The 16,687-nt window shown below is 64.9% G+C and carries 15 protein-coding genes; 10 read left to right on the top strand and 5 right to left on the bottom strand.

Going from position 1 to position 16,687, the window contains the following annotated elements:
- Positions 1–155: 155 nt before the first annotated feature.
- The gene (locus tag ABID58_RS17155; protein ID WP_354033570.1) at positions 156–3,962 is read right to left on the bottom strand and encodes a YhdP family protein; all 3,807 of its coding nucleotides are present in this window, start codon (positions 3,960–3,962) and stop codon (positions 156–158) included.
- Between the two features lie 204 nt (positions 3,963–4,166).
- Between ABID58_RS17155 and ABID58_RS17150 the strand changes: the two genes are divergently transcribed.
- Positions 4,167–4,916 carry a peroxiredoxin gene (locus ABID58_RS17150; protein ID WP_148748788.1) on the top strand — a complete coding sequence of 250 codons (750 nt, stop codon included), beginning with the start codon at positions 4,167–4,169 and terminating at the stop codon, positions 4,914–4,916.
- Between the two features lie 111 nt (positions 4,917–5,027).
- Positions 5,028–6,389 (top strand): M23 family metallopeptidase, encoded by a 1,362-nt coding sequence (locus tag ABID58_RS17145; protein ID WP_187434579.1) that lies wholly within the window; start codon positions 5,028–5,030, stop codon positions 6,387–6,389.
- On the opposite strand, the gene ABID58_RS17140 is transcribed toward ABID58_RS17145, so the two are convergent.
- Both ABID58_RS17140 and ABID58_RS17135 read right to left on the bottom strand, forming a co-directional pair.
- Positions 6,386–7,327, bottom strand: a complete 942-nt coding sequence (locus ABID58_RS17140) for a LysR family transcriptional regulator (protein ID WP_354033490.1) — start codon at positions 7,325–7,327, stop codon at positions 6,386–6,388. The genes ABID58_RS17145 and ABID58_RS17140 overlap by 4 nt on opposite strands.
- The gene (locus ABID58_RS17135; RefSeq protein WP_354033489.1) at positions 7,327–7,461 is read right to left on the bottom strand and encodes a hypothetical protein; all 135 of its coding nucleotides are present in this window, start codon (positions 7,459–7,461) and stop codon (positions 7,327–7,329) included. The genes ABID58_RS17140 and ABID58_RS17135 overlap by 1 nt, the downstream gene beginning before the upstream one ends.
- On the opposite strand from ABID58_RS17135, the gene ABID58_RS17130 reads away from it, so the two are divergent.
- The 6 genes from ABID58_RS17130 to ABID58_RS17105 are packed head-to-tail and all read left to right on the top strand — an operon-like array spanning position 7,444 to position 12,359.
- Entirely contained in the window at positions 7,444–8,118 is a 675-nt protein-coding gene (locus tag ABID58_RS17130) for an RraA family protein (protein ID WP_354033488.1), read from the top strand. The two genes, ABID58_RS17135 and ABID58_RS17130, sit on opposite strands and share 18 nt — an antisense overlap.
- Positions 8,115–9,332: an aspartate transaminase gene (locus ABID58_RS17125; protein WP_354033487.1), complete on the top strand. Its 1,218-nt coding sequence runs from the start codon at positions 8,115–8,117 to the stop codon at positions 9,330–9,332. Before ABID58_RS17130 ends, ABID58_RS17125 begins: the two co-directional genes overlap by 4 nt.
- Before the next feature lie 25 nt (positions 9,333–9,357).
- Positions 9,358–10,176, top strand: coding sequence for an ABC transporter substrate-binding protein (locus ABID58_RS17120; RefSeq protein WP_354033486.1), 819 nt, complete (start codon positions 9,358–9,360; stop codon positions 10,174–10,176).
- Positions 10,177–10,225: 49 nt separating this feature from the next.
- Positions 10,226–10,924, top strand: coding sequence for an amino acid ABC transporter permease (locus tag ABID58_RS17115; protein WP_148748853.1), 699 nt, complete (start codon positions 10,226–10,228; stop codon positions 10,922–10,924).
- Positions 10,924–11,628 (top strand): amino acid ABC transporter permease, encoded by a 705-nt coding sequence (locus ABID58_RS17110; RefSeq protein ID WP_354033485.1) that lies wholly within the window; start codon positions 10,924–10,926, stop codon positions 11,626–11,628. The genes ABID58_RS17115 and ABID58_RS17110 overlap by 1 nt, the downstream gene beginning before the upstream one ends.
- 8 nt (positions 11,629–11,636) lie before the next feature.
- On the top strand, positions 11,637–12,359 hold the full coding sequence (locus ABID58_RS17105) for an amino acid ABC transporter ATP-binding protein (protein ID WP_354033484.1): 723 nt from the start codon (positions 11,637–11,639) through the stop codon (positions 12,357–12,359).
- A gap of 19 nt (positions 12,360–12,378) precedes the next feature.
- Here ABID58_RS17105 and ABID58_RS17100 read toward each other — a convergent pair whose 3' ends face one another.
- Both ABID58_RS17100 and ABID58_RS17095 read right to left on the bottom strand, forming a co-directional pair.
- Positions 12,379–13,563 carry a DUF5666 domain-containing protein gene (locus ABID58_RS17100; RefSeq protein WP_354033483.1) on the bottom strand — a complete coding sequence of 395 codons (1,185 nt, stop codon included), beginning with the start codon at positions 13,561–13,563 and terminating at the stop codon, positions 12,379–12,381.
- The gene (locus ABID58_RS17095; protein WP_354033482.1) at positions 13,563–14,459 is read right to left on the bottom strand and encodes a DUF6502 family protein; all 897 of its coding nucleotides are present in this window, start codon (positions 14,457–14,459) and stop codon (positions 13,563–13,565) included. The genes ABID58_RS17100 and ABID58_RS17095 overlap by 1 nt, the downstream gene beginning before the upstream one ends.
- 124 nt (positions 14,460–14,583) lie before the next feature.
- Here ABID58_RS17095 and ABID58_RS17090 point away from each other — a divergent pair, with 124 nt between their 5' ends.
- Both ABID58_RS17090 and ABID58_RS17085 read left to right on the top strand, forming a co-directional pair.
- The gene (locus tag ABID58_RS17090; protein WP_354033481.1) at positions 14,584–14,748 is read left to right on the top strand and encodes a hypothetical protein; all 165 of its coding nucleotides are present in this window, start codon (positions 14,584–14,586) and stop codon (positions 14,746–14,748) included.
- Positions 14,749–14,755: 7 nt separating this feature from the next.
- The gene (locus ABID58_RS17085) at positions 14,756–16,684 is read left to right on the top strand and encodes a glycosyltransferase (RefSeq protein ID WP_354033480.1); all 1,929 of its coding nucleotides are present in this window, start codon (positions 14,756–14,758) and stop codon (positions 16,682–16,684) included.
- Positions 16,685–16,687: the final 3 nt, after the last annotated feature.

Genomic DNA, 16,687 nt, shown 5'->3' with positions numbered 1-16,687 from the left:
GATCGCTTCGCGATCTCCTCAGGATGAGGTCGTGCTTATGGTGGGATTCGATATCTGGCAGCAAGACCTGACCTCATCCTGAGGGCTCGCCGGAGGCGGGCGTCTCGAAGGATGGCCACAGATGATTTGAGCCGCGACGAAGCGGCCTTCTGCGCTTAACGCTGCGAGAGCTTGCAACCGCTCGACAGCGGCCTTGCCGTGGTCGTCGGGCTGTCGCCAGACTGCGACGACGGCAGCTCGTCGAACGGCGTGTTCTGTTTGCCGGTGTTGAACTCGAAGATCTTGCGGAACACGCCGGGCACCATCGCGGAGATCGGATTGACGCGCATCACGGGAGCCGCAGGCGTGCCGACGACCTCGTAGGTGACGCCGATCAGCCCCTCCTTGTCGCCGCCGCCGAGGAAGAGGCCAAATAACGGGATCTGGCCGAAGATGTTGTTCACGCCATACATCGGCACGAAGGTGCCGCTCATGCACACCTGGTTGCCGGGATAATCGATCGACCCCTCGATGGTGGCGCCGATCATCGGCCCCTTGACCAGGCCATCGCGGACCGTGAGCGCGCCGTTCTGCCGGGTGAACTCGGCGCGCAAGGCGCTGAAGGAAACGCCGCTGCCCCCCGGAGTGCCGTTCGGCGCGCCCGCGGCGACGCGCTCCAGCTGCGCCTCGCCCTTCACCGTGAAGTCGCGCACGTTGATGAGACCTTCGCGCGCCGTGGTCGGCTCGGATGTCGGCGGCTCCATCGCCACCACCATCTGGCCGCCGATCGCCTTGGTATAGGTGTCGGTGAACTTCAGCAGCGATCCGGCATCATTGGTCTGGAGATAGATTACCTCGCGGCTGCCCTGCGCACGCCCGCCGCGCAAGTCCGCCGCTACCGGCGTGTTCTGGCCGATCCGGCCGCTCAGCGAGAACGCCTTGATCGCCCCGCTGCGTTTCGACACCTTGGCATCGACGCTGCGCATCGCCTCGCCGTTGAAGCCCGCGACCGTACCGAGTTTCACGTCGATGTCGAAATCGACGTTCTTCAGCTTGCTCTTGCCGTCGTCCTTGGAATTGCCTGAGATCGCCGACTTCAGGAAGCCGCGGCCGTCGAAGACGTCGCCGCGCATCGTGCCACGGACCACGCCGTCCTGACCGCGCTCCACCTTCAGCGACGTCTTGTCGCCATCGGACGGCGCGTAGATCGGGAAGTTCGCATTCATGAGGTCGCCGTTCGGGTCGACTTCCAGCGAGCCCTTGATCGAGGCGCCGCCGCCTTCGATGACGATGTCATCGAGCCGGGTCGACTGTGCCGTCGGCACCACCTTGAACGTCGCCTTGCTCGACTTGCCCGGCAGCTTGACCCAGCCGGGCAGGATGTTGTCGAGCTTGACCGAGGTGAGGTCAGCCTCGATGCCGAGCTTCGTGGTCTGGTCAGGGCCACCGGCAATCCTGCCCGACACCTTGACCGGCACCGACCCGCTGACGGCAGGACTGAGGTCGAAGCCAAGGCGCGCACGGCCGGCGTCGTCCAGCGTCGTCTGCAGCTTGACGTCCGCATCGCCATCGGTCGCCTTGCGGTAGTCGAGCGAGGCCGCCTGCCCGTTGATCTTGACGTCGCCCTTGACCTGGTAGCCCTGGTTGTTGGCGACGATCTTGAGATTGTTGGCCTCGAGCTTCTGGTTCATCACCAGCTTGTCGGCAGCAAAGCCGTTGAGATCGGCAGTGACGGCGTAGACGGTGTCCGCCCTGGTCAGCTCGCCCTTGACCGGCAGGCCGAGCTGGATATTGGCCGTGAAGGTGCCCTTGGCCGTGTTGGGATCGACGACGGTCGACGACAGATCGCTCAGGCGATCGTTGGACAACATTTCGGCCGCCGCCGGCACCGGACCATCGACACGGAATCGGGTCCGCGACGGCGAGGGTTTCGGCGCCATGTCCGGCACCTCGAAGGTGAAGTCGGAGATGGTGATCTTGCGGCCCGCGGGCGTGTCGGCAATGCCCTGAGCGATATTCACGGTGGCGGTGCGTCCGGTCACGTGGGCCTTCAGATCGGCGTCGTGCACAATCGGCATGCCGTCAACGGGACGAACCGCGACGCCGCTTGCCACGATGTTGACCGACAGGCCGTCATCGGGAATGGGCGGTCCCTTGCGCGGAAGGTTCCGCGTCGGCGAGTTGATGCCGACCTCGATGCGTTGAAGCGTGCCGCGCTCGATCCGCTCGATCACCCATTGGCGCAACTCGGGCACCACCAGTGTCGGCCACATCCGCTTCAGCGCGGAGGCCGACATCGGCGTTCCCGCAAAGCCGAGCGTCAGGCGCGGCTCGCCGGAATAATCGATCGCGCCGGTGCCGGCGACGCCGATCTCGCCGTTGGAGATATCAGCCTGCGTCAGCAGCATGCGCTTGTGATCGGTGTCGAAGCGGAAGCCGATCGCGATACGGTTGAAGACGAGCGGCGGCTCGTTGTCGATGCCACCGAGCAGGATCGAACCGCCGCTGAAGCCGAGCTGCCAGTCGTTGGTGGTGCCGTTGGGCGGCTCGAGGTGGGCGAGCAGAGTCATGCGATTGGCGCCGGAGATGATCTTGAACGGTGCGACCAGCACCCGCCGTCCCGCATCCCACTCGACGTTGATCTCGGCCGAGTCGATCGCCATCGGATAATCGGGCGTGTCGGTGTCGATGATATTGCCCGCGCCGATCATGACCTTGCCGCGGAAGAACGTCGGCACGCCGTCGCGGCCGAGCTCACCCTTGAGCTCGCCGGTCAGAGGCAGGTCGGCCGTATAGGTGAGGTCCTTGACGCGCAGCGCGAGCAGGATGTTGGCGGTCGAGACCTTGTCGGCGCGGATATCGATCGAGCGTACGCCATTCTCGCTCGGTCCGATCGTGGCGCGCAGCGACCACGGGCGCGCGCCCTCTTCGCCGAAGCTGAGCGCGACGCCGCCATGGGTCGGTCGGCGCAGGCTGAGCGTGATGTTCTCAAACGTCCATTTGCTGCCGCGCTGCTGATCGTCGACGATCAGATTGCCGTTCTTGAGACCGATCTCGTTGAGGTTCTGGCCGTCGAGGCCGGTCAAGCTCAGGCTGTCGAGCCAGTCGAGGCCCTGAAGAATTCCACTCTGCGCGACCGGCTGAGGTGCGGCCAGGGACGCGTCGGGGGTCGCAGGCGCCATCCCGAAGGGCGGCGGCGGAACGCCATTGCGCGGGAATGTCGGCGGCAGGCCCGCTTCCTTCTTGGACGCGACGCCGGTTGCGAGCGGCTTCGCCGTGTCGCCGGCTGACACCGTGACGGTCCCGTCAGGTGCGATCCGGATCGCAAGCTCGGCATCGACGAGGTTGAGGCTTTCGGCGCGCAGATGTCCGGTGAGAAGTGCTGCCCCCGACAGCCGCACCTCGGCCTTCGGTGCGCTGGCGACGATGGCATGGTCGTGATCGCGGACGATGATGTCGCGGATACGCACAGCAATCCGGACCCGCCCGGCGCGCTCGATCTGGGTGCCGCCGACCTCCACGGTGTTACCGTGGCCAATATTGTCCTCGATGGCAGCGGCGAGCCAGGGCGTCGCCAGGTCGAGATTGATCGGACCGGCACCAAGGCGCCACCACAGCGCTCCAAAGCAGCCGACGAAGATGACGATCAGGGCGCCGAGGACGAGAGCCATCCAGCGCAGCCAGCGTCCGCTCGGCAGCACCCGCCGAAACGCTGAGAAACCGTCACCGACGGGGATGCGCGAACTGGAACGCGACAACAGGCGGCGTGCGCGATGACCCGCCTCCTCTTCCTGGTCTTGATCCCAGTCGGCCTCGTCCCATTCCGGCAGCGTGTGATGACCGCCGCGCCGATCGACGTCCCGATTGTGATCCTGGGGCGACGTATTCCTAGCCATTGCCTCTCGATACAGGCGCCCGTCATAGGATCGAGCGCCGCCGGGACCGCAGCCGTCGACGGGAATCGACGCTTCCCGCCCCGGCATTGGCGCCATACCTCGAATGTTCCTGCTGTTCGTCATTTCGCCCCGGGAGCGCGTTCAACGAGCAGTGGGGTGGTGCGTGGAATTCCTTGTAACCATACTCCGTCGCCGCCAAAATTGCCCAGCCGAGGGCGCGAATCCGGCATACCGGACGAGAGCTGCAATACCGCTTTGGTTGACCCGTCGAAAGCGACGAAAGGAAGGCGTATGTCCAAGAAATCCCGAAAGAAATCGCCCAAAACGCCCTCCGGCAGTCCGACCGCTAAAAAGAAGACCCAGAAAACACGGGCGTCGACGCAAACACGTGGCGCGAAAACACATCCGACATCGGCAAGCAAATCAAGCAAAGCAGGCGCCAAGGCAGCATCGCATAAGGCCGCATCGAAACGGTTAAAATCTTCTGAAAAAACCTCTAAGCTCGCCGCGTCGGCGTCGGCCGCTTCAGCAAAGTCGTTGTCAGCAAGGTCCCTGTCAGCAAAGTCCTTGTCAGCAAAGTCCTTGGCCGAGGGCCAGAAAGCGCCGGCCTTCCGCCTGCCCCGCGACGGCGGCAACGTCGTCACCCTGTCGGACTATGCCGGCCAGAAGCTCGTCCTGTTCTTCTACCCTCGCGCCGACACACCGGGCTGCACCCGCGAGGCGATCGACTTCACCCGGCTCAAGGATGCCTTTACCGCTGCCGGCACCGCCGTTCTCGGCATTTCGGCCGATCCGTTAAAGGCCCAGGAGAAGTTCCGCGACAAGCACAGCCTCGGCATCCCCCTGATCTCGGACGAGCAGCATGAGATGCTGGAGGCGTATGGCGCGTGGGGCGAAAAATCCATGTACGGCAAGAGCTTCCTCGGGATTCTTCGCACCACGGTGCTGATTGGATCCGACGGCAAGGTGGCCAGGATCTGGCGCAATGTCCGGGTCGACGGACATGCGGACGAGGTGCTGCTAGCTGCAAGAAGTCTTTAACCAGCCCGTTAAAATCGAGCGTTCCCGTTTCCGAAAAATTAACCATGACTGGCCCAGATTGCTGCGGCAATTGAGCCGCAAGGAACCGTTCCGATCGGCGCGGGAGTGCCGATGTCGAAAAGTTCTGCCCAATATTCGCAGTACCCTCATCATCACCCCCACGACCACGGACGCGCCTTCCATCGCCGTGCTGCCCCGGCGGCCGCTGCGATTCCCCTGCCCGATGCCGACGACGCCTACACGATCCTGCATCACGGCAAGCAGGTTCGCCTCGGACCTGTCGTGTTCTGGATCGTGGTCGGCACCGTCGTGCTGCTGGGGCTGTGGTCAGCGGCGACCGCCACCTATTTCGCCTTCCGCGACGACGTCCTGACCCGGCTGATCGCCCGTCAGGCCGAGATGCAATACGCCTATGAGGACCGCATCGCCGAGCTGCGCGCCAAGGTCGACCGTACCACCAGTCGGCAATTGCTCGACCAGGAGCAGTTCGACCAGAAGCTCGACCAGATCATGAAGCGCCAGACGGCGCTGGAGTCCAGGGCCACGGCGCTGGGCGCCATGCCTGATGTCACCGGGTCAATCCCGCGCGCGGCGTCGCAGCGTGGCGACGCGAACCAGACGACGACGCAAGGCACACCCAAACCGTCGCCAATCAGCGACACCGTGATCTTCGTAGCGCCGCCTGACCGCGAAGCCCGGCTCGAATCGCGTGCGCCGGCCGTGATCGCCCCGCCGATCAATCAATTCGCCAAGAATCAGGGCTTCGACAATGTCCTGGTCCGGCTGACGAACTCGCTCGATCAGGTCGAGCGCCGCCAGGTTGCGGCGCTCAGCGCCGTCGAGGAAGGCATGGATTCGCGGATGCGGCGGATGCGCGGCGTGGTCAGCGACCTCGGCCTGAACCTCGCCAATCTCGAGGCCGCCGTGCCGCGCGCCGCGATGGGCGGTCCGTTCGTGCCGGTGAAGCTCACCGCGAACGCAGGTCCCTTCGAGAAGCAGCTCTATCGCATCAACGTCACCCGCGCCGACATGGACCGGCTCAATCGCACCCTGGCGCAGGTGCCCTATCGCAAGCCGGTCGTCGGCGAGGTCGAATTCACCTCCGGCTTCGGCGTGCGCAGCGATCCCTTCCTCGGCCGGCCCGCAATGCATACCGGCCTCGATTTCCGTGCCGCGACCGGCGATCCGGCGCGCGTCACGGCCAACGGCAAGGTGGTCTCGGCCGGCTGGTCCGGCGGTTATGGCCGCATGGTCGAGGTCGATCACGGCAACGGGCTGTCGACCCGCTACGGCCATCTCTCCGAGATCAACGTCAAGGTCGGTGAGATCGTGAAGATCGGCCAGGTCATCGGCCTCGTCGGCTCGACGGGACGTTCCACCGGCCCGCATCTACACTACGAAACCCGCATCGATGGCGAAGCTGTCGATCCGCAGAAGTTTTTGCGCGCCGGCGTGCGTCTCAGCGCGGGCTAGGCCCCTCGGACACGCCGCGCCGACAAGCCTCGAAGCGAGAAGTCGCAGCATTCACGCGCAATCCGCGCGATCTGCCCGGCCAGCGGATCGACGGCGTCCGCACGCGTCACGGCAAAATATCTGATCTGCGGGATGGCCGGCGACGTCCTGATCGTGCGCAAGAGACCGATCTCGATCTCATGCCGGAAATACTGCTCGGTGAGAAAGGTGATGCCGAGCCCGGCCACGGCAAGCGCCGAGAGGACACTCAGGCTGTTGCACTTGACGACGCGATTGAGCTTGATGCCGCTCACGCCCAGCCAATCCAGAACGAGCTTCTGCAAGCCTGATCCTTCCCCCTGGGTGAGGATCGGGTAGCGGGCGATCTCCTCCAGCGCCGCCTCATCGGCCTTGGGGCCGACGCCGGGCGCCGACATCCATTGCAGCGTAACGCTGTCGAGCGGCAGTGCGTTGAAGTCGGCACTGGCCGGCGGATCAAGACCAATCACGAGATCCAGGCGACGATCGGCGAGCTTGTCGAGCAGCACAACGCTGGACTCCACTTCGGGCTCTGGAATGACCGCCGGATAGGCTTCCTTCATGGCCACAATCAGCTTGGGGAGCCAGGTCAGCGCCACGAGTTCGGTGACGCCGAATCGGAAAGCACCACTGAAAGCCAGCGGGCCTGCCGCGACCTGGCGCATTCGCGCCTCGAGCTCCAACAGCTCAGCGGCGAGCTCGATCAGATTTTCGCCGCTGCGCGTCAGGCTGATCTTTCGACTGTTGCGATCGAACAGCGCGCTCCCGACCGTTGCTTCCAATTCGGCGATGCGCTTGGAGATAGTCGATTGCGCCAGGTTCAGCCGCTCCGCGGCGCCAACCACCCCGCCCAATTCGGCGATCCAGTAGAACGCTTCGACCTGCTTCAGCGTCAGACCCACCATGGCATCAATGCCCATCAATCGAAAAAAGCGATCCCAGACATAGAAAAATATTCACTTTTCTTCAAGCCCACCACAGGGCAGGCTTCAAGCGAAATCTGCGCTCCAGCGCACAGCCCATCGGTTTTGCCCATATGCTCCTGCCCGGTCATCGACTGCTTCCCTCACCGCCCTCGGTCCCGCCTGCAATCATCGCCGACTTTGCGGCGGCGCAGGTCGCGATCGTATCTGACAACATGAACCGGCTGCACGGCACCCGAACGCTCCGCCCGTTCCATGGCAACGGCCACCTGATCGGCACCGCGATCACCGTCAAGACTCGTGCCGGCGACAATTTCATGCTGCACAAGGCTTATGAGCTGCTCCGGCCAGGCGACGTGCTCGTGGTCGATGGCGGCGGCGATCTCAACCAGGCCCTGGTCGGTGAGATCATGATGACACGCGCGAAGGCGATGGGAGTCGCCGGCTTCGTCATCGACGGCGCCGTTCGCGATGTCGCCGCGTTCGCCGAAGCTGGCTTTCCCTGCTTCGCGCGCGGTGTCACACATCGCGGTCCCTACAAATCAGGCCCCGGAGAGATCAACGTGCCGGTCTCGATCGACGGCATGGTGGTGATGCCGGGCGATGTCATTCTCGGCGACGAGGATGGTGTCGTGGCCTTCGACCGATCCGTTGCCCCGGAGCTACTCGACCGAGTCAGACAGCAGGAAGTGCGCGAGGCCGGCGCACTGGCGGCCATCAGAGAAGGCCGCGTCGACAATTCCTATATCGGCACCGGCAACGCTCCTGCCCAAGGGGCAACGTCATGAGCCGTGCTGGTGCCATCGCCCTTGCCCCGAGGGTTCAACGGATCAAACCATCGCCAAGCATGGTCGCGCGGGATCGGGTCCGCCAGCTCCAGGCCGAGGGACGCGACGTCATCGATCTCACGGCCGGCGAGCCTGATCTCGATACGCCGAAGCATATCCGCGAAGCGGCTGCGGCCGCGCTCGAAGCGGGAGAGACGCGCTACACGCCAGTCAACGGAACGCCGACACTGCGCAAGGCGATCATCGAAAAGCTCGCCCGCGAGAACGGCGTTCGCTATGCCATGAACGAGATCTCCGTCGGCGGCGGCGCCAAGCAAGTCATCTACAACGCACTCGCCGCCACCCTCGGAGCTGGAGATGAGGTGATCATCCCCGCACCCTATTGGGTCTCGTACCCCGACATGGTCGAGGCCTGCGACGGCACGCCGGTGACCGTGAGCTGCGGCGAGAACGCGGGCTTCAAGCTATCGGCCGAGGCTCTGGAAACAGCGATCACGCCCAAAACGCGCTGGCTCATTCTGAACTCTCCGTGCAATCCCACGGGCGCGTTCTATTCCGCCGCCGAGATCGGCGCGCTCGCCGATGTGCTGCTGCGGCATCCCCATGTCGCGGTCATGACCGACGACATTTACGAGCACATCCGCTTCGACGGCGGGGCAACTCCATGCATCGTTGCCGCCGAGCCTCGGCTGAGGGTACGGACTCTGCTGGTCAACGGCGTCTCCAAGACCTATGCCATGACTGGCTTCCGGCTTGGCTACGGCGCGGGGCCCGCAGAGCTCATCGCCGCCATGAACACGATCCAGTCGCAGTCGACGTCCTGCACGTCCGCGATCAGCCAGGCGGCGGCGACCGCAGCGCTCGAAGGCGATCAGGGTTTTGTCACTGAGGCCCGCGAGATGTATCGCCTTCGCCGCGATCGTGCGGTCGCCTTGCTGAACGGCATTCCCGGCCTTTCTTGCCTTCCGCCCGACGGCGCCTTTTATGTGTTTCCGTCTTGCGCCGGCCTGATCGGGAAGACCACGCCCGAAGGCAAGACCCTGAAGACCGATCTGGACGTCGTCATGCACTTCCTCGATGCCGCCGGCGTCGCAGTGATCGATGGCACGGCTTATGGCATGTCATCCTATCTGCGCATGTCCATCGCGACCTCATTGCCGAAGATCGAGGAAGCCTGCACACGGCTGGCGCGAACCTGTGCGGCCTTGCGCTAGTTGCAGAAGGATGAAGGAAACAGCCATGAGATTGTTCCAGATCGCCGCCGCCGGACTCCTGTTGATCACCGGGGTCGTCGGCGTGGCAAAGGCCGACGAGCTTGCCGATGTGAAGGCCCGCAGCAAGCTGGTCTGTGGAACGCTCGGCACGGCCGAGCCGTTCAGCTTCCAGGATCCGAAGACGCGTGAAATCGTCGGTTACGACATCGACATCTGCCGCAAGGTCGCGGAGTCGCTCGGTGTCGCGCTCGAGATCAAGCCGATGGCCGTTGAGGCACGTATCCCCGAGCTGATACAGGGCCGGGTCGACATCCTCGCGGCCAATCTCGGCTGGTCGAAGGAACGCGCGCAACAGATCGACTACAGCTATTCGTACTTTGTCAGCGAGCAGAAGGTGCTGGTGTCTGCCGATTCCGGCATCGCGACGCTCGATCAGCTCTCCGGCAAGCGGGTTAGCGCCCTCAAGGGATCGTCCTCGGAACAGGGCGTCAGGCGTGTCATACCAACGGCAGAAACTGTGACTTTTCAGGATTCATCCTCGGCCTTTCTTGCGGTCGTTCAGGGAAAGGTCGATGGCTTTTGCGCCTCGGAGCTGATCCTGGTGAAGCTCCGCAAACAGGCGCAGGCGTCCTCGCCGATGTCGATCGTCGAGAAATCGGTCTTCCTCGAACCTTGGGGGCTCGGCGTCCGCAAGGGCGAAGCGGCTTTCAAGGATCAGGTCAACAAGGTGCTGGCCGATCTGGATGCATCGGGAGAAGCCGGCAAGATTTTTGCTAAGTGGTTCGGGCCGGGAACCGTCTATGACATGAAGCGGGATTTCAAAATCGAGGAGATCAAGGGCTGATCCCCTCACATCGAGCGCGAAACTGAACATCCGGAGTGCATGACTTACGATGGGCTATGTCTTCGACCCGGCCGCAGTCCTGACCGGCCAATATCTGGACTGGTTCATCTGGGGACTGGCGACGACGATCGCGCTGACCGTGGCGGCCTGGCTGCTCGGAATGACGATCGGGATCATCCTGACGCTGGTCCGCATGCTTCCGTTCAGGCCGCTCGAATGGCTGGTCGCGGGTTACGTCGAATATCATCGCAACGTTCCGCTGCTGGTTCAGATCCTGGTCTGGTATTTCGGCGTCCCGCAACTGTTGCCTCGCGCCATCCGCATGTGGGTCAACAGCCACCACAGCGAGTTTCTTCTCGCGATGGTGGCGCTGGGCCTCGCCAGCGCGGCCTATATCACCGAGGATTTGCGCAGTGGAATTCGCTCGATCCCGAAGACGCAATACGAGGCCGCGCGCTCGATCGGGTTCAACTACCTCCAGGCGATGAGCTACGTGATCCTGCCGCAGGCGCTGCGCATCGTGATCCCGCCGCTGATCAACCAGACCCTGCTTCTGTTCAAGAACACCAGCCTCGCCATGGCGATCGGCGTCGGCGAGCTGACCTATCGCACGCGTGAGGTCGACAGCTACACGTTCAAGACGTTCGAGGCGTTTGCCGTCGCAACCATCCTTTATCTAGCGATCTCCTTCGCGATCATGGCGCTCGGCAGCTTCGCTGACCGGCGGCTGAAACTCGAGATCCGCTGATGCTGGAGATCCTCGAGGACAACTGGCTTCTGTTTCTGATCGGGCAATATCCGCACGGCCCCGTCGGTGGCCTCGCCATGACGCTGCTCCTCGCCGTGGCTGGTTTATCTCTCAGCTTTCCCGTCGCGATTGCGCTCGCGCTGGCGCGTCTCAGTGCGCGTCGCTGGCTTCGCGGACCGGCCACCGCCGTGGTTTACATCGTGCGCGGCCTGCCGCTGATCATGTTCATCTTCTGGACCTATTTCGCGCTGCCGCTGTTGATTGGACACACGGTCGGAGGCGTCGAGACGCTGCTCTTTGCACTTATCGTCTACGAGGCGAGCTATCTGTCGGAAATTATCCGGGCCGGGATCGAAGGCCTGCCGAAAGGCCAGGCTGAGGCGGCAAGGGCCCTGGGCCTCGGCTACTTTCCGACCACCTTCAAGATCATTCTGCCGCAAGTCCTGCACAACATGATGCCAAGCTTGGTCAGCCAGTTCGTCTCCACGATCAAGGAGACCTCGCTTGGCTACGTCATCAGCGCCAACGAGGTGACCTTTGCGGCAAGCCAGGTCAACAACCAGCTCATGACGCAACCGTTCGAGGTGTATGGCTTGCTTGCGCTGACCTATTTCACGCTTTGCTTCACCCTGACATCGGCGGCGCGCTGGCTGGAACGACGGCTGACCGCCGAACGCGGTGGGCTCGGCGCCCAGCCGGCATGAGGGCAGCCATGATCCGCTTCGAGTCCGTCGAAAAATGGTTTGGCCAGCACCAGGTCCTGGCCGGCGTGACGGGCGAGGTGAAACGCGGCGAGGTCGTCACACTGCTCGGTTCATCGGGCTCGGGCAAATCGACGCTCATTCGTGCGGTGACGCGCCTGGAAGCCATTCAAGGCGGACAAGTGCTGTTCGAGGGAGCGGACGTCGCCGGGCGTGGTGTCGATATCAACCGTTTGCGTCAGCGCGTCGGCTTCGTATTCCAGGCGTTCAACCTGTTTCCGCATCTCACTGTCCTCGGCAACATCACGCTGGGGCTGGAACGTCTCCGAAAGATGGGCAAGGCTGCGGCCAGAGACCGCGCCATGAGCGAGCTCGACCGCGTCGGCCTGGCAGACAAGGCCGACGCCTTGCCGTCGCGCCTGTCCGGCGGACAGCGGCAACGCGTCGCGATCGCGCGCGCGCTCGCGATGGATCCGGACGTCATGCTTTTCGACGAGCCGACCAGCGCGCTCGACCCGGAAATGGTCAACGAGGTGCTGCGGGTGATGAGGACGCTGGCGCAGGATGGCATGACGATGGTTGTCGTCACGCACGAGATCGGTTTTGCGCGCGAAGTCGCGGACACAGTCTGGTTTCTGGACAAGGGCCGGATCGTCGAAAGCGGTGCACCGGCCGAGGTCCTTGATGATCCGCGTCACGACCGTCTGCGCTCCTTTCTATCGAGGGCGCGTTAGGGCCCTCTTATTTTCATCCCTAGCGCCGGCCGCCGCCCATCCCGCCGCCGGGACCGCCTAAGCCGCCACCACCCATTCCGCCACCGGGGCCCATCGGCCCACCGGGCGCGCCCATACCGCCGGGGCCTGACGGGCCGCTCGGTCCTGTTGGCGCGGGGCCTGGGTTTGCACCAGGATTAGATCCGGGCGCAGCCGGTCCGCCCGGCCGGCTGTTACCCGGGTTCGGCGTGCCGCGGTCCGGATGCATGATCGAGCCGCCGGGTGACCGGCCGGGACTGCCGCCGCCAGGCTGAGGCGTGCCCGGTCCCGGGCCGATCGCTTGCGTCGATTCGACCTGCAAGCCGCGCGAGCGATCGAACACGCCATTGACGACCATGCGCGCTTCACCGGCGGCCGGCCCGAAGCGTGAGCTGTCGCGGGCCACCAAGCCGGAGCCGAGCTGCAGGCTGGAGCCCGCACGCTGCACATAGGCCTCGATCGAGAGCCGGCTTGCGCCGACGAGATCCGAGAAATCGTCGATGCGCATGCGCGCAGCCTGCATCGCGCCCTGGCTCGCGCTGCCCTCGATCTGGACGCGCTGGCCGACCAGCAAGGGATCGACGCCGCTCAGCTTCAACCCGCCAATATGCAGCCCGTCGGGCCCGCGCTCGACCAGGCCCGTGACGCGTTCGGCTGCGTCCTTCCGAGGCTCGACCAGGCTTGCAACGATCACGCCGTCGGTCCGGCGCAGGCCGTAGACGGCGACCTGCGTGCCGGCGCGGAGCTTGCTCTCCTTGCTGCCCGCGACGACCTTCTGGCCCAACACCGTCAGCTCATTGCCCTTGACCTGCTCGATCGGCCCGGAGACCTCGCTTGCGATCGCGATGTTGCGCGTGACGAGGGTGCCGTCGGCCTGCCGCGTCGCCACCACGCGGGCGAGCTGGCCGATGCGCAGCGCCTTCGGGCTCGCCGCCTCGCCGTCGATGCGCACCGGCACGTCGCTCGCATAGGTGACCCGCTCGCCATTGACGTAGATGCTGCCGAAACGCTGGATCACGCCGACGATGCCGGTGCCGCCGATGCCATGATCGTCACCGCGCGTGAATCCGGTGCCGCCGATGCCTTGATCCGTGCCGCGCTTGACCTGCGCACGCGCGATCGCCGTTCCGGCGAGCCAGAATCCGGTCAGCAGCAGTCGGCGCGAGATCAGCGGCGGCCGGCTCATCAGGAGCTGCCCTCTTTGCCATCATCCTTGCCGTTTTCCTTGCTGACGTCCTTGGCCTCGCCCTCATCGGCGTCTTCGCTGTAGATGTAGATTCCGAAATTCCAGCGCGCGTCGCCGCCCTTGTCCTTGGCAAGCGCGCGATTGGCCTCGCGGTTGGCGGTTTTCAGCGCATCCATCGCGAGCTCGCGCGAGCGTGCCTCGAGGCGCCTCGCAAGCTTCGGCGAGATGTTGTTGTAATGCACCGCGCGTTCGAGGAAGCGCGGCGCCGGCCCCGATACGTTTTCGGCGGCGGCCGCAATATGGTCGTGCAGATTGCGGCCGAGATAGTGCCACTTGCTGTCGTCCGCGCCACTCGGGACGAAAGCCGCCTCCACAAGCTCGATCTCGTCGGCCGCATTGATGGTGACGAGCTGGCGGTCGACCCATTCGTCGAGCACTGCGCGCGGGCGCACGTCCTTGGTGACGGAGGCGACGAGCTGCTCGAATGACGGCGCATCGCCCTCGGCCGTGCGCGGCAAGGCCAGCGGCTCGCCTCTCGCATCGGTGAACTCAGGCGCGGCGAGCCAGCGCGCGATCACCGCGCTCGTCAACGACAGCGCCGCCGGCGTCTCGTGCACCGGTGCGCCGGCGCCGCGCAGCCGCGCCACCTCCTTGCGGTGGACGCCGGTGAGCAGGCTGACGCGGCTGTCGGTCTGCTCCTTGCCCTCGAGCGCGAAATCATGCTCGGCGACGTTGACGAAGAGCTCGCGGAGCAGCTGCGCCAGTGCCGGAAAGGTCATGCCAGTGCGGATACAGAGCCGCACGAGCGGGCGCAGCAGCCGCGCCAGCGGCGCGTGCAGCTTTGCTGCGGCATTCGGCTCTGGAGCCGCCGCTTTGGGCCCGGACCTGGCATTCATGTCTGAATTGTACCCGCGCCATACGTGGGACACAATCCCACATTTTCCAGTTTTGCAATTGACGTGGTAAATTTTCCCACATATACGGAGCCTCACTGAGGGCGCGACGTAAAGGGACAACACCATGGCTGACCGCTTGGTCCGCAATTCCAGTTCACTGCGTGCTGTGCCGTTTCCCGACCGGAGCCCGGCCGGCGCAATCGAGCCGATGCTGCCGGCGCTGCTGCGCGGCGTGATCTTCATCTCGGTGCTGGCCGCACCGTTCGTCGCAGCACTGCTCGCGGGCTGACGCCATCATGCATCACACAAGCGACACCCCGCGCCGTCCGTCGGTGCTGCACATCTTCAAGATCTACTATCCCGACCTGTTCGGCGGCACGCTCACGGTGATCCGTGACATCTGCGCCAGCCTGAAGGACACCTTCGCCTCCGCCGTGCTGACCTGCTCGAAATCGGCCGACCGGCGCGAGATCATCGTCAATGACGTGCCGGTCGAGCGCGTCCGCTCGTACGGCAACGTGATGTCGCTGCCGGCCGCGCCCGCCTATCCCTGGCGGCTGTGGCAGAAGATCGCCGAGCACGATCTGCTGGCGCTGCATGCGCCCTTTCCGCTCGCCGACCTCGTCTTCGCCCTCGGCTTCGGGCGCAACCGGCCGCTGGTCGTGCACTGGCATGCCGACATCGTCACCCATTCGGGTCTGCGCTGGCTCATCGAGCCCCTGATGCGGCGGACGCTGCGCCGCGCCAAGGCGATCATCGTCTCCGACCGCGTCCTGGTCGACGAGACGCCGCTGCTGCGGGAATTCGAAGACAAATGCCATGTCGTGCCGTTCGGCATCGACACCAGTGTTTATGACTGGCCGAAGATCGAGCCACACCACGTCAACGATCGCGGCCGCCTCGTGCTCGCCTGTGGCCGGCTCGTGCCCTACAAGGGCTATGACGTGCTGATCCGCGCAGCCGTCGACCGTAAGTTCGAGGCCTGGATCATCGGCGAAGGTGCCGAGCGGCCCCGGCTCGAGCAGCTGATCGCCGAGCTTGGCCTCGGCGACCGCGTTCGCCTGCTCGGCTCCGTCAGTGACTGCGAGCGCATCAAGCTGATGTGCCTGGCCGACGTCTTCGTGATGCCGTCCGTCACCAATGCCGAGACCTTCGGACTCTCCCAGCTCGAAGCCATGGCCGCCGGCCGCCCCGTTGTGAACACCGCGCTCGAGACGGCGGTGCCGCGTGTTGCCCGTCACGGCATGGAGGCGATCACCGTGCCGCCGGGCGACACCGAGAAACTCGGTGAAGCCATCGACGCACTGATCAGCGATCCCGAGCGCCGCCGCCGCATGGGGCTTTCGGCCCGGACCCGCGCCGTGAGCCGCTATTCCGCCACCGCCTTCAGGGAAGGCATGGAATCCGTCTACCGCGCGGCCGTCACCGCCCCCTGCGGCGATGCCGCGCCCGTCGCCGAGGCGCCGCAGCCAACGGGCTGGCTCGACAGCTTGCGGATCGCTGCAGCGCTGGCCTGGTCCGACATGCGCCACCGCTATGTGCGCTCGCTGCTCGGTCCGTTCTGGATGTCGCTGCAGATGGCGATCGTGGTCGCGGTGCTCGGCTCGGTGATCGGCCAGATGTCGAACGCCGACATGCTGGCGCGGCTGCCGATGCTGGCCCTGTCGATGACGGCCTGGACCTTTCTCAACAGCGTCGTGCTCGATGCGACCACGGCGCTGCAGAACTCCGCGAGCCTGATCCGCGACCGGGCGCTGCCGCCGGTGATCTTCCTTCTGCAATGCACGTTCCGCCAGGGGCTGTTCGCCCTGCACAATGCCTGCGTCCCGCTCCTGCTGTGGCTGCTGCTGACGCCGCACGATCTCTCCGGCGCGCTCGCAGCGCTCCCGGGCCTGTCGCTGTTCGTGATCTGCACCTTCGGCCTGAGCCTCGTCCTCGGCGCGCTGGCGACGCGGTATCGCGACCTCAAGCCGATCATCGAATCGACGTTGATGCTCGCCTTCCTCGCCTCGCCCGTGATCTGGTCCGCCGACATGATCAATCACCGCTCCACCGTGATGCGGCTCAATCCGCTGACCCATCTGTTCGCGGTGTGGCGCGAGCCGCTGGCCGGCGGCCATGTCGATGCGACCAGCATCATCTATGTCCTGGTGGCGCTGGCGCTGCTGCTCGGTGCGAGCGTGCTGACGCTGGTCCATCTGCGCAAAGCCGCGTTCTGGATCTGACCG

Source organism: Bradyrhizobium sp. S3.2.6, from assembly GCF_040546885.1.
Classification (GTDB): Bacteria; Pseudomonadota; Alphaproteobacteria; order Rhizobiales; family Xanthobacteraceae; genus Bradyrhizobium; species Bradyrhizobium cytisi.
The sequence above is the reverse complement of the archived record's forward strand: the minus strand, read 5'-3'. Positions and strand labels throughout refer to the sequence as shown.